This is a genomic window from Flammeovirga sp. AWQ4_249 (genome assembly GCF_056161045.1).
In genome coordinates, this window is sequence record NZ_JBSWYJ010000011.1 from 14,003 (window position 1) to 27,911 (window position 13,909).

The 13,909-nt window shown below is 30.6% G+C and carries 12 protein-coding genes; 7 read left to right on the plus strand and 5 right to left on the minus strand.

The genetic code is table 11. The features are described 5' to 3' along the window. Positions 1 to 147 precede the first annotated feature (147 nt). The 6 genes from ACXAHM_RS10510 to ACXAHM_RS10535 all read left to right on the plus strand — a co-directional run bounded on the left by ACXAHM_RS10510 (position 148) and on the right by ACXAHM_RS10535 (position 7,894). Complete coding sequence (locus ACXAHM_RS10510; protein ID WP_474960397.1) at positions 148 to 1,092, plus strand: polysaccharide biosynthesis/export family protein; 945 nt, start codon at positions 148 to 150, stop codon at positions 1,090 to 1,092. A gap of 27 nt (positions 1,093 to 1,119) precedes the next feature. Continuing rightward, positions 1,120 to 3,594: a polysaccharide biosynthesis tyrosine autokinase gene (locus tag ACXAHM_RS10515; protein WP_474960398.1), complete on the plus strand. Its 2,475-nt coding sequence runs from the start codon at positions 1,120 to 1,122 to the stop codon at positions 3,592 to 3,594. Between the two features lie 93 nt (positions 3,595 to 3,687). Continuing rightward, positions 3,688 to 4,461: a tyrosine-protein phosphatase gene (locus tag ACXAHM_RS10520; RefSeq protein ID WP_474960399.1), complete on the plus strand. Its 774-nt coding sequence runs from the start codon at positions 3,688 to 3,690 to the stop codon at positions 4,459 to 4,461. A 24-nt stretch (positions 4,462 to 4,485) separates the two neighbouring features. Further along, complete coding sequence (locus ACXAHM_RS10525) at positions 4,486 to 5,466, plus strand: NAD-dependent epimerase/dehydratase family protein (protein WP_474960400.1); 981 nt, start codon at positions 4,486 to 4,488, stop codon at positions 5,464 to 5,466. A 100-nt stretch (positions 5,467 to 5,566) separates the two neighbouring features. Then, positions 5,567 to 6,955 (plus strand): tetratricopeptide repeat protein, encoded by a 1,389-nt coding sequence (locus tag ACXAHM_RS10530; protein WP_474960401.1) that lies wholly within the window; start codon positions 5,567 to 5,569, stop codon positions 6,953 to 6,955. A 168-nt stretch (positions 6,956 to 7,123) separates the two neighbouring features. Further along, positions 7,124 to 7,894: a phosphosulfolactate synthase gene (locus ACXAHM_RS10535; RefSeq protein ID WP_474960402.1), complete on the plus strand. Its 771-nt coding sequence runs from the start codon at positions 7,124 to 7,126 to the stop codon at positions 7,892 to 7,894. 56 nt (positions 7,895 to 7,950) lie between these two features. On the opposite strand, the gene ACXAHM_RS10540 is transcribed toward ACXAHM_RS10535, so the two are convergent. From ACXAHM_RS10540 to ACXAHM_RS10560, 5 genes are all read right to left on the minus strand, one after another. Further along, a complete protein-coding gene (locus ACXAHM_RS10540; RefSeq protein WP_474960403.1) occupies positions 7,951 to 8,799 on the minus strand; it encodes a flavin reductase family protein in 849 nt (282 codons plus the stop codon). 923 nt (positions 8,800 to 9,722) lie between these two features. After that, positions 9,723 to 11,063, minus strand: coding sequence for a cell envelope integrity protein CreD (creD, locus tag ACXAHM_RS10545; RefSeq protein ID WP_474960404.1), 1,341 nt, complete (start codon positions 11,061 to 11,063; stop codon positions 9,723 to 9,725). A 194-nt stretch (positions 11,064 to 11,257) separates the two neighbouring features. Continuing rightward, the gene (locus ACXAHM_RS10550; RefSeq protein ID WP_474960405.1) at positions 11,258 to 11,947 is read right to left on the minus strand and encodes a hypothetical protein; all 690 of its coding nucleotides are present in this window, start codon (positions 11,945 to 11,947) and stop codon (positions 11,258 to 11,260) included. Between the two features lie 51 nt (positions 11,948 to 11,998). Continuing rightward, a complete protein-coding gene (locus ACXAHM_RS10555; RefSeq protein ID WP_474960406.1) occupies positions 11,999 to 12,289 on the minus strand; it encodes a winged helix-turn-helix domain-containing protein in 291 nt (96 codons plus the stop codon). Then, on the minus strand, positions 12,286 to 12,891 hold the full coding sequence (locus tag ACXAHM_RS10560) for a hypothetical protein (RefSeq protein WP_474960407.1): 606 nt from the start codon (positions 12,889 to 12,891) through the stop codon (positions 12,286 to 12,288). The genes ACXAHM_RS10555 and ACXAHM_RS10560 overlap by 4 nt, the downstream gene beginning before the upstream one ends. Positions 12,892 to 13,115: 224 nt before the next feature. On the opposite strand from ACXAHM_RS10560, the gene ACXAHM_RS10565 reads away from it, so the two are divergent. After that, positions 13,116 to 13,853: a head GIN domain-containing protein gene (locus tag ACXAHM_RS10565; RefSeq protein WP_474960408.1), complete on the plus strand. Its 738-nt coding sequence runs from the start codon at positions 13,116 to 13,118 to the stop codon at positions 13,851 to 13,853. Positions 13,854 to 13,909 lie beyond the last annotated feature (56 nt).

Here is a 13,909-nt window from a genome sequence, read left to right on the forward strand (position 1 = left end):
CCCACTCTTTGAAAATTTATTCTGAGAGTGGGTCTTTTTTTTATACTTTTATATTCTAGAAGAACCCTTAGGCTTTATGGCCTATTTTTTTAAGCTTATTCTATTGAATATTTTTTCTTAAAGTAAGCTAACCTATGTTACTTAAACATGAAACACTGTAATAATATTATTCTTATAAAACATTCTCGATTTTTATTAGCACTAATAGTTCTAATTAATTTTTCATCTTGTTCTATACGAAAAAGTATACTTTTTAAAACAGATACTAGTATTAATGAAAATGTCTTCGAAGACGCTCAGCAATCTGCTTTAACAAACTATGTTATTGATGTAGATGATAGGATAGTTATGTCTGTATTTACCAATGATGGTGAACTTATAGTCGATCCTAATGGTGATTACCTACAACCTGAGCAATTAGGTAGGTTAAACAATGGAGGTTCTAATCTTAATAATGGAAATAACATTAATTCATTAGAAAATCCCAACAGTGCCATGAATATGGATATTCGTGAAAACAACGGTGAACCTAGAAATTATTTAGTTAGATCTGATAGTCTTGTTTTCTTACCTCTAATTGGAGACATTAACCTTGTAGGTCTAACATTATATGAAGCTAATAATCTTCTAGCTGAAAAATACAGTGCTTTTTATTTAGACCCATATGTTGCTACAAATTATATAAATAAAAAGGTAACGATTATGGGAGCTACAGGTTCTGAAATTATTCCATTGAGATCTGAACATATGACAGTTCTTGATATTATTGCTCAAGCTTCAATGAATGGTCAACAAGTTAAGAATAATGGAAATATTGCCATTCAGAATGATATCATGGCTACCAATATAAGGTTAATTCGTCCAGATCCAGTTTATGGTTTAAATAAACCTGCTGTTCAATTGATAGATTTAAGCACAATTCAAGGTTTGGCAAAGGCAAACTTAAATGTCATGCCCAATGATATCATCTATATTGAACCTCGTAGGAAATCTGATACTAGAAACCTACAAGATCTGACGTTGATAGTAAGTGTAATCTCAAGTGTAGTTTCACTTTACTTACTTATTGAACAAATCTCTACAGGAAATTAATTTCACATCATAATTAATCGTCTTTAAATGACTGATTTCGAAAAAGAATTTGACGACTTCGAAAGCGAAGGTGGAAATATTACAGATAGTCTTGATTTTGACAAACTAGAATACGTTGTTAAGAAAAATATTATTTGGGTTATAGTATTAGTTTCTTTAACTACACTTTGCTCTTTTCTTTACTTAAGATGGACACCAAGAATTTATCAAGCTAATACAATTAATCAAATCAAACTTACTTCAAGCTCTCAAGATTTCGCAGAAAAATTCGGAATAATGAGTAGCTCACTAAATGATGGAAAACTTGAAAGTGAAATGGCACTTATTACTTCAGGTGTTACTTATGATAGAGTATTAGATTCTTTAATAGATTTAAGTATTTCTTATTTTTCTGTTGGAGATGTTAGAGATTCTGAACTATTTGGTGAGGAAATACCATTTTCAATTTCATTTCTTGATTCTCAAAAATTTATTCTAGAAAATACTTCATACTCAATAAATTTTTCAGAAAACGGTGAAAAATTCACTATTTCCTATTTAAAAAACAATCAAGAATTTAGTATTGATGGATTAGCAAATAAACCATTGAAACTTGAAGGTGAGAATATTATAATTACCCCTAACTCTAAAGTAATTAATAATAATACATACTCTTTTCAAGTTCATTCAAGAGCTGCACAGGTCACATTTTTGAAAAAAAATATTAGTGTTTTAATTTTTGATCCGAAGGCAAATACAATTCAAATTTCATTTACAGCTGCCAATAGGGAAAAAGCAATTTCTGTATTAAAAGCAATCAATTTAGCTTACAGTCAAATATCCAGAGAAGGAAAAGCATTAGTGTATGAGCGTGCTTTAGATTATTTATACAATCAAGTAGATCTTACTCGAGATTCATTAGACTTACAAGAGCAAAAACTTAGGGATATAAGTTACAACAAAGATATTTCATCATATATGGATGCTACTCCTATAGTAGGTCATATTCAGGAATTAGAAAAATCTTTGAGTGAACTTAAAAGTGAAAGAAAGAAATATCAAAAACTACGTGAGTTTTTAGAAGCTGATAGTAGTATTGTATACATTCAAGCTTATGCTACTATTTTAACTGACGGAGCTATTGTTTCTAGTTTAGATGAATTAGCAAAACTAGAAACGCAAGCAGATCGAGTAAAAAACTCTTATACAGAACAAACAATTGCTTCGAATGCTAAACTTGTTTTGTATAAAAAACTAAGGTATGAAGTTGCTGAATCAATCAAATTTGCTGAAGAATTTCAAACTGAAAATATTGATGAGCTAGAATCAGAAATTTCAAAATTAAAACGAGTATTTTATCAAAATATAGGAGGTGATCCTGATCTCAAGAAAATTGAAAAAAGGGTAGAAATCTATACCAATATCTTTGACCTTCTTACCAATAAAATGATTGAGGTAAGTATGGCTCAGGCTAGTACAATTGAAAGTTCTGCTGTCATTAATTCTCCTTATGCTAGCAAAACTCCAATCACTCCCAAAACAATGATAGCGTATGCTATTGGTGTCGCTATTGGTGTTTTCTTATCTGTAATTCTTATTCTTATTGTATATGTAAGAATGGATAAAATTAGTGGGTTAAAACATTTAGAAAGAAGAACAAAAATGCCAATTTTAGGCTTAATTCCTCAATACAATAAGGAAGAAATGTCTGTATCTAAATTGGTAGTATCTAGTGATCCTAAGTCAACGATGAGTGAGGCATTTCGTTCTGTGAGAACAAACCTCAACTTCATGATTTCAGATACTGAATCAGAAGATAAAACTAAAGTTATTTCTGTAACTTCTACAATTAGTGGGGAAGGTAAAACTTTTATTGGCTCCAACTTAGCGGGTATTATCGCTATGTCAGATCAAAAAGTTGTCATGGTCGATCTTGATTTAAGAAAACCTAAAGTTCATTTAGCATTTGGTGGTAACAACTTTAGTGGTGCTTCTTCTATCTTAACAGGTCAAAAATCAATTCAGGAATGTCTTCAAGATACTGAAGTTGAAAATCTAAAATATATCAGTGCAGGACCAATTCCTCCAAACCCATCAGAGCTCGTAATGTCCAATAATTTTGATAAATTCTTGGCTCAATTAAAAAATGAATATGATGTGGTTGTTCTTGATTCTCCTCCAATTGGACTAGTAACAGATGGTATGATTATCATGCAACATGTTACAAATCCGATTTATGTGATCAGAGCTGATTATTCTAAGGTAAACTTTATTGATAATGCTGACAACCTATATAAATCAGGTAAATTCAAAAATATATCTCTAATTCTTAACTCTGTTCCTGATAGAAGAAGTTATGGTGGATATGGATACGGATACGGTACTATGTCATATAGTGCTGGTGGATTTGGTTATGGATATACGTATGGGTATGAGTCAGATCTGAATGAAGGAGATGCAGCTTATTTTGATATAGATAAAAAATCTTGGTGGCAGAAAATTTTCCAAAAGAAGAAAAAATAATAATACTTCTTAAAGCATGATTTAAATGGGCTTTTATAATAAAATCTCTTTTGTAATTTTGCCTTTCGTAAATTTCTATATGTAATCAATAGTATGGGTTGGCTATCAAAATTATTTTCAGGTAATAAGAAAAAAGAAGTAAAAGAAGTCATTTCTGCACCTTTAGGGCCAGAAGTAACCGTCGATATGCACGCCCATTTTTTACCTGAATTAGATGATGGTGCTGCTTCTTTAGAGGAATCTATGGAAATCATAAGAGGTCTTTATGATCTAGGTTACCGTCACATCATTGGAACTCCTCATATCATGAGTGATTTCTATAGAAATACACCTGAAGGAATTCAAGAAAAAGTAAATCTTGTTCAAGAAGCAATAAAAGAAGAAAATTTAGATATTAAAGTAGATTTTGCTGCTGAATATTATTTGGATGATGGTTTTTTAATGAATATTAGAAATGAAAAACCATTCCTAACTTTTGGCGAAAATTATCTTTTAATCGAAACCTCTTTTATTAATCCTTGTTTATTTATTGAAGAAGTAATCTTCATGGCGATAAACCAAGGTTATCAACCAGTAATAGCTCACCCTGAAAGGTACACTTATGTTTTCGATAACTTTGAGGAAATAAAAAGATGGAAAGATCTTGGAGCAATGTTACAAGTAAATGCACTATCATTAATTGGACATTATTCTTCAAAATCAAAAGACATTGCAGAAAGATTAATTGATGAAGGATTAGTTGACTTCATTGGCACTGATTGTCATAAACCTAAACATTTAGAAAGACTTAAAAGAGTTCGTAATTCTTCTTATTATTTCAAATCTTTAGGAGGTGACCTAAAAAATAATCAGATTTCTGCATCATAATTATCAAGTTTAAAGGATACTAGTTTGTCACTACAAGGGAAAAAAGTTTTTGTAACCGGAGGAACCGGTTTTGTGGGAGGATATATCATTCAGCATTTATTAAAAGAAAATGCTCATGTTGTAGCCATGAATGGTATTCATAATGACAAATCCTTTCTTCAAGATGAAGATAATAATATCCAGTGGGTAGATATTCATCTTTTAGACCCTAGTAACCTATTAGAAATCTTAGAGAATGTTGAATATATCGTACATGCAGCATCTATTGTTTCCTTTAATTCTTCACGTGAAGAACTTCGTGCAACTAATGTAGAAGGAACTGCCAATCTTGTAAATATTGCTCTTCAAGCAAATATCAAAAAGTTTATCTTCATAAGCTCTATCGCCGCTTTAGGTATTCCTGAATATGGTGACATTATTAATGAAAATTCAAAATGGACTGGAGAGAAAGGCATGTCTCAATATGCCATCTCAAAATATAACGCCGAACAAGAAGTTTGGAGAGGTTATCGAGAAGGACTAGATATGGTAATTCTAAACCCTTCTGTCATTTTTGGCGTAGGTAACTTTAAGAGAAGTAGTCTAACAATATTAAATTATATACAAAAAGGAGTAAAGTATTACCCTAGTGGTTTGTTTAGTTCTGTAGATGTTAGAGATGTATCTCAAGCTGTTATCAATGCTCTAACTTCTGATATTACAGGTGAACGTTTTATTTTAAATGCTTCTAGTATACCTTTTAAAGAAGCACTAACTGTTATAAGTGAAAACTTAAATGTAACGCCTCCTTCGAAAAGTATTTCAAAGTCAACTGTGATGAAGCTTTATTACTTAAAAAAGGTTTTATCATTATTCGATCAGAAAAAAAATTCTTTTACAAGAGAACTCATTAATACTTTATTCTCAACCTATCAGTATCAAAATAACAAAGCTATTGATTCTCTTGGAATTCATTTCCATTCCTTAAAAGAGACAATGCAGTGGGTAAAATCAGCTAAAAGTTAACCCAATCACTTAAATACAATTCACATAATAAGGTATCTATTAACATTATCACATTTAGAAAATGACGATATTGTGTAGAACTCACTATAGAAACTTCACAATGCCCAACGATAATCTACAAAGTGCCATTGAAAAGTTCGAATTGATGGAAAAGGAGGGAAGGATTGAGTTTTTCGATTTAAGTACCTTTGAAGATATCATCGAATTTTATTTTATAAATTTTAAAATACCTCAAGCTTTAAAAGCCTGTGAGGTAGCTGAAAAAGTATATCCATTTTCTAGTAGTGTAAAGGTTTTTCATGCTAGAATTTTAGCATTTTCAGGTAACTACACCAAAGCATTCCAAATCATCAATGAAGCTGTACAAATAGCACCAACTGATTTTAATGTACTATTTCATAAAGGGTCTTTACATTCAATAGTAGGCGAAGTAAAGGAAGCAATTAAAAGCTTTGAAATAGCCTTGCCTTTTGCTGATAATCCTTCTGATATTTACTATAATATTGGTATCACTTTACAGTCAATCAATGATTTTGAAAACGCAATTTTAGCCTTCAAAAACTCCATTGAAAGTGATATGTCTCATGAAGACACTATCTATGAACTTGTAGATTGCGGTATTCAATTAGGCAAACAAGAAGATATTAAAGACTTTCTTCAAGCTTTTGTTGATGAAGATCCATACAACATCGATGCTTGGTATAACATTGGTATTTTTTATAGTCAAACAAAGGATTATGATGAAGCCTTACAAGCTTTTGAATATGCTACTTTAATTGATGAAACTTTTGATAGTGCTTATATGCAAATTGGTCATTGCTTCATGAATAAAAAGCAATTTCCAGAAGCATTTAGAGCTTATCTTACCACCTTACAGCATACTGAAAATCCAACTGCCGAACTGTATTGCCACTTAGGTGCTTCTGCTGAATTAATGAATGATTACAATGTAGGTATTCGTTATTTTAAGAAAGCAATTGAAGTAGATGAAAATTATGATGAAGCTTGGTTTGGTATTGGTGAAAACCATCGACTTTTAGGTAATTTTCTTCAAGCTACGCACTATTTAAACAAAGCTGTCAAGCTCAATAAATTCTATGATGAATATTGGTATTCTTTAGCTAAAGCTGAAACATCATTGGGAAATCTCAATGCTGGATTAGAAGCGTATGAAGAAACTTGTAGAATTAATCCTCACAAAGCTTCTATTTGGGTAGAATGGTCGATGGTATATTATGAAGAGAATGAAATAGAAGAAGCAATTAAAGTTTTAATTAAATCTCTAGAGCATTTAGAAGAGAGCTATATTATAAATTATAGATTAGCAGGATATTATATGTTAGGTGGAAATTTAAATGAAGCTTATAAATATATTGAGAAAGGTTTAAAGTTAAACTATGATGCTCATACAGAACTGATAGATTTTATTCCAAATAATACAGTGAAGAAAGTATTAGAATCTGCGATTTTAGCCTTTAAGAGTAGGTAAATGCTAATTAGCATTAATATTTTAATTTTTTAACAAAAATATACTACATAACCGATTCACTTTTACGAAATTGCGCACCGTCTCAAATAGTTCTATTTTAATAAAACAGGAGACAAAGAATGTATCGGCATAATTAAAGTCGGTTTTTACAAAACAAATCGTCCGAGAATGAATTACGAATTAAATAATCTACCTGAAAGAAGTGTTAAGCCAAGAAATAAAGGTTTGACGATGGCAATGGATAAAGGTATGTCTTTACGTGAAGTAGAAGATGTATTATCCACTTCAGGTGATTACATTGATATAGTAAAGTTAGGATGGGCTACTTCTTATGTAACTCCTCAGCTTCAAGATAAAATCAATTTATATAAAGAAGCTGGTATTAATGTATACTTAGGAGGTACTTTATTTGAAGCTTTTGTTATCCGTAACCAATTCGAAGATTATCTAAGAGTTTTAGATAAATTCAACTTAGACTTCGCTGAAGTTTCTGACGGTTCAATGGATATGGCTCACGATGTAAAATGTGAGTACATTAACAAATTGTCTCAACGCACAACTGTACTTTCTGAAGTTGGTTCTAAAGATGCTGAAAAAATTATTCCTCCTTACAAATGGATCGAATTAATGCGTGCAGAATTAGATGCTGGTGCTTGGAAAGTAATCGGTGAAGCTCGTGAAGGTGGAAATGTCGGTCTTTTCCGTTCTTCAGGTGAAGTTAGATCCGGTTTAGTAGAAGAAATTCTAACTCAAATTCCTTACGAAAACATTATCTGGGAAGCTCCTCAAAAAGCACAACAAGTTTGGTTTATCAAATTAATTGGTACAAACGTAAACCTAGGTAATATTGCTCCAAAAGAAGTTATTCCTTTAGAAACTATTCGTTTAGGTCTAAGAGGTGATACTTTCCATGACTTCTTAAATGAAGGTTGGAAGTAATCAAAATACTATACTTAAAGTCCCTTTCTTATTTGAAAAGAAAGGGACTTTTTTGTTTACGATAGTAACACTTTCCAAGCCTCTATCACCATTCCTTTATCCAATAGTTTAGAAGCTAGCATATGATTATTCTCTCTAGATTCCATTTGTGGAACATCCATCGAATCTAATACTTCCTGAGAAGGTATTTCTTCTACATTAGCTAATTTAGCGAGTTGATTACCTGTCAAAATATCACTTTCTACAATGTGAAGTGGTAACTGATCAATTCCAATTCCTTTTTGTCTTAATGGTTTAGTTATAGACATCAAAGCTTTTCCACTAGCTCTAACATAATAATGACCACCCATTCGACCCATTAAATCTAATTTTGTTCCATCAATACCACCATTTGCGTCTAAGATATTTTCATCAACATGAAATTTTATAACCTCACAAATCACTAAGTTACCTGCTCCTCCTTCTTGCCCCATTTCTATCACCTGTTGTAATTTACATTCAAATTGTACTGGCGATTCCATAACACGAGGAGGTTTTACATCCATAGAGGGTCTTTCTGTTAGACCTGATTTTACAAACTCATTGACTCCTTTATCATATTCAGTTGAAGACAAAGACATCTGCTCTACGATTTCATAGGGAACAATGTTGACAACGCATTCTTTTGTCTCTAATATATTTTCTAATGTATGTTTTACGGTATTATCTCTAACTCTTCGAGTAGGAGAAAAAACTAATATTGGAGGATTTGCACCAAAGAAATTGAAGCAACTATATGGACTTAAATTTACTTTTCCATTCTTATCTACTGTACTCACAAATGCAATAGGGCGTGGAGCTACAGCATTCAATAAGTAACCATGCATTTGAGCAGTAGTCAATTCAGAAGGTGTCAGTGATTTCATGTGTTTACTGGTATTTTTTGATAATTACTTTAAAGTATTACGAAAAGAGTACTTCTCAAAGAGAACCTCCTAATTTTTATGTAAGAATATTAGAATAAAGTAATTATTTAGTTAGTTCTTGGTTTAATACAATTTTCATTGCAAAGCTGTATATGTGTTCTAGCAAATACTAAACATTCGAAATCACAAATATAATAACATCATTTTTGATGAATTGAACATTATTATTTTTAGAGAGTTAGAACAACACTAAATTGATTGAAAATAGAAAATATAATATTTAACTAGGTATCATTATTAATTTTGACAATTCATTTGATGAAATACTAACATAATTGCATTAACAAATATACTCACTTCATCAATGTAAGATATTTCAAAATTGCACTTTAAATGTAAATATTCCATTAACAAAATATTAGAAGAAGTATTGATTGTATTTATCTAACAATCAGTGACTAAAGATTAAAAAATGATATTTTATTTTCAAGGGTTATAGATTAATATCAAACGAATAATAAAAAAATGAAATTATAGAGGTTTCCTATTTAAACTTCCATTGAAAAATAAGCTTAAAAATGGATAGTTTATGTAATCAAATTTAGTTTTTATCTTATACAAAGATAGTTAAAACATACTGTGAATCATTAAATTATATAGATATTATTCAGAATATTAAATCACTTAAAAAATATTGAAATACAATATTTTTAATACCTTCAACTAAATGAATAAGACTTCTACTTGTTAGGAAAAATATATTGTGAAAGAATATCATAATTCAATAAAATACTGAAAACCAAAGAGTAGATACTTTAACTTGTAATCTAAGATTATATATTTTACTTATTTGAATATTTGGTTAAGCGTATTTACATATAAAAATAAGATCAGATCGAAAAATCGACCTGATCTTTGAGTTATTAGTTTGCTGCTAAGTTTAGTTTATACCAGTTAATTTTTCTGGTGTAGTACATAGTGGCAGCCAATATTACTGTCAATCCGATACTACCCATCAATAAAGCGTAGTCAACCATCTGAAGTGTCGTAAATAAAAATAGGTAAAGACCTAGTAGAATTGTAAATAGAAGTAAGGATAACTTCCAGCTATTAAATAGTGTCAAAGAATAAAGAGATATAAGTGTCACTATTGCTCCCGTGGCAATACTAAATGCTATATTAAAACTACTATGTTCTGATATTGAAACTAATAAAGTATAGAATAGACATAAAGCGATACCGACTAAGGCATACTGCAATGGATGTATTCTTTTTTTATTAATCACTTCTACTAAAAAGAAGATTAAAAAGGTCAAAGCTATAGTCATGGCTCCATATTTTGCGGAACGCATTGAGGCTCTATAATCATCCATAGGTAAAATCAGATCCACACCAAAAGCGGTACTTTTGATATTTTTCTCATAATTAGAGCCATTATCTACCCAGGATTGAGGAAAATTTCTATTCAATTGTAATACTTTCCATTTTGCATTAAATCCATTTTCTCCGACATCTCTTGAATCTGGTAGAAAATTTCCTACAAATTTTGGTGCTTGCCAATCTGAAGCTAAATCAACATTCGTTGTTGCTCCAACTGGTATAAAAGAGATATTTTGACTGCCTTGTAGATCTAAATCAAAATTAAAATCATACTCCTTTTGTTCATGTTTTAGTTTTAGTGGTATTGTCACTCCACTTGCTATTAAATTTGGAATTCTAGTACCTGGTTCAACTCCCAAAGTAGCGTCTAGCCATTTCAGTTTAATCTGATTTTTAATACCTCTTAAATCGCTAATACCAATAGTTAGGAAGGCTTTATCGTATTGAATTGCTTTTAAATTTGCCAATGCAGGAAGCTCTTTTAAATGAAAAGATCCATCTAGTCTCATTTGGGAAGAATAAACGATTACTTCATAAATTCCTCTTTCTAATGGCTTTGGAGCAACCTTTCCTTTTATATTCAAAGTCTCAGGTAATACATACCAATTTTGCTCATATTCTATGATATTTCCTTCTTTATCTTCCTTTTCAAATAATAAAGGAATTGTAAGGATAGGACCATTTACTTCCTGCTGATTCGCCCATTTTGAAGAAACATCATTAATAGCTGATTCACTTAATTTCTCCCGCTCAAAAATAATCTCTTGGATCATTGCTAGTGGAATTAAAAGTAATAACATAAGCACTGTGATAATACCAATTTTAATCATAACTGTATTTTTCATCCAGTTTTTTGTCTCTGTTTTTGTGTTTTGATCTTCCATATTTTTATTTCATTAAAAGTACTTTGAAATTCAAAGTGTATTTGTAAATTTTTTTGTAATAGTTAGTTATTTCCAAAAGGAAAAAACTTGTTTGCTTAATAAGTAAATGGAGAGGATATTCTGAATTTTTGTAACTCTTTTATCATTATAAAAAAGAGACGTTTTTCGTTGTGTATATTTCATAATTATTCAATTTAACTTTGACTCTGCCAACCTTCCACGATATAATTTCTTTCATAAATTTTATAGGCTTCTCCTTGGATCGGTTGAAACCATAATTCAATTCGACTGCCATATTCATCTCCTGGACTTCCTTCATAAATTCTAAATTCACCATGATGATTTGTATTAGAAAGATCAAAAATATGAGCATTAGAGCGTTTTCTTATTTTTTCTGTAGATAGTGGATCATTCTCAGTAATTTCATAAGCCTTGATAAATAAATCTCCTTCTTCATCTGCTTTATAAGTCGTATGATAATTGTAAATACCAGGTTGAAATGATTTAGAGATGATAAAATGATCATTCTCCACTTGCAATGATGATGGAGTTCTGTTCATGGGTGTATTAAAATTTATATCTGTAGGTATTTCTTTATGAACACCATAATAATCTGGAGGGGATAAAATGGCTACAACTGTATGAACACAGAATAAAAAAATAGCTACTAAAATAGGAGGAACCGAAAAGTACCATTCTCCTTTTACAATTTGATACACCGCTGCGGATAAACAGCCAATTAAATTTGTGTAAAACAATACTGTACCCACAGTAACTAAAAAATCATTACTTAATTCCATCGCCAATACGTAAAAGAATAAAACAATATTAAAAGTAAGAATTGGCAACCACCACCTTGAAATGTAATTGTTTATTATTTTCATTTTTTAATAGATTAAAAGTACTTTGAATTTCAAAGTAAATGAATAAAATTTTTATTTTAAGAGGCTTTCTATAGCCTTAATATGTTTTTTGAAAGCAATTCTTCCAGCATCTGTAGCAGAGTATTTTGTATTGGGTTTTCGGTTTAAAAATTCCTTTCGAACCAACACAAATTCATTTTTCTCTAAAGATTTTAAATGACTTGCCAAGTTACCATCCGTCACGCCTAAAAGTTCTTTGAGGGAATTAAAGTCTAAATACTCATTGACAACAAGTGCAGCCATAATTCCCAATCGAACTTTATTTTCAAATGCTTTATTTAAGTCGTTTAGTAAATCTTTCACTTTTGTTCATTAAAATACATGTATAAGCCATAGGCGATATGTAAAAAGCCAAAACCAAAGGTCCAAAACCATAATCCATAGCCTATGAATTGAGTTGCCAAAAGTCCTAAAATTATTTCAAATATCCCAAGACCTCTTAATTCTGAAACACTATATTTACTTGCATTCACTAACGCTAAACCATAAAATATCAAAGTCATAGGAGCTGCTAATCCAATGTATCCTTTTTGAACTAAAGCAAGTGTCAAAAGACCGCCAGTTGCTAAAGGTATCATCAAATTAATGATCAATCTTTTGGCTTGTAAATCCCATAAACTTTCACCTCTTTTATCTGCTTCTCTTTTTGTAAAATAAAAAGCAAAACTCAAGGCTGCAATTAAGGTAGTAATACCTGTTCCTACCAATGCTTTTACTTTTCCTGGACCGATAACATCTCTATCCAATCCAATGTTGTATAAAATGTCATAAGCAAAATAGGCTCCTACTAAAGCACAAAGTCCTGCACTAATTCCAGAGAGTCCACTCAAGGATAAAAATCGCGATGAACGATTCATAATATCCCTGATTTCTTTTAAGTCGTTGATGTATTCTTGTTCTTTCATAAAAAGTACTTTGTACTTCAAAGTAAGTGAATATTTTTTTATTTATCAAAATAAATTCAATGATAATAAATAGAATATGAAAAGTCATACACATTTAAATATTTAGTTTTCAATAAGTTAAGTTTCATAAGATTTTTTTAAAAAAAATATATTTCTGAATAGGGGTATACCTAAAGTTATGTGTCATGTATATGTAAACTTGATAAATAAACGAAAGATAGATTATGAAAAACTTAATTTTATTCCTTTTTAGTTCAATTGTTTTATTCACTAGTTGTGATAGAAATGTAGGAAATTCTCCTCAACAAGCGTTTGATTTAAAGATTGATGAAACGATTGAAGGTATTGAATTCAATGTAGCTGGAGATGTCATCATTGACGAAGGGAATACGCAATCTGTTGTGATAGAAACTCAGCAAGAGGTCATGGATCACCTTACTTACAAAGTTCACAATGGTATTTTAGAAGTTAGTTTAGATAAAAACTACAACAACTATGATTTCGAACTTCATTTAACAGTGAATACACTAAGAAAAGTTGAAATAAATGGTAGTGGTGATATTTTAGTATATAACTTAAATACTAATGGCGATGAACTAGATCTTGATATTGATGGAAGTGGAGAAATTGTTATTGAAGATGCCTCTCATGCAGAAAATCAAATTGATATCAGTATTGAAGGTTCTGGTTATATTAAAATCCAAAAAATTAATACTTCAGAAGTTGCAGTTGAAATCGCTGGTAGCGGAACAGTTGATTTATATGGAAATACGCAGTCTTTAACTATAGACACTGAAGGTTCTGGAGATGTAGATGCAGGGCAATTAGTATCAGGAGATGTCACTATTAAAAATGCTGGTTCATCAGATATTCATGTAAATTGTAATGGTAAATTAACCATACAAAATTCAGGAAGTGGAGACATCAAAGTAGATGGTAATCCAACTTCTATTGGAAAGTAAACAATTATAGTCTGTTTAATATACAATCTAAAACCTTAGATAAGCTTGAAGTTTTT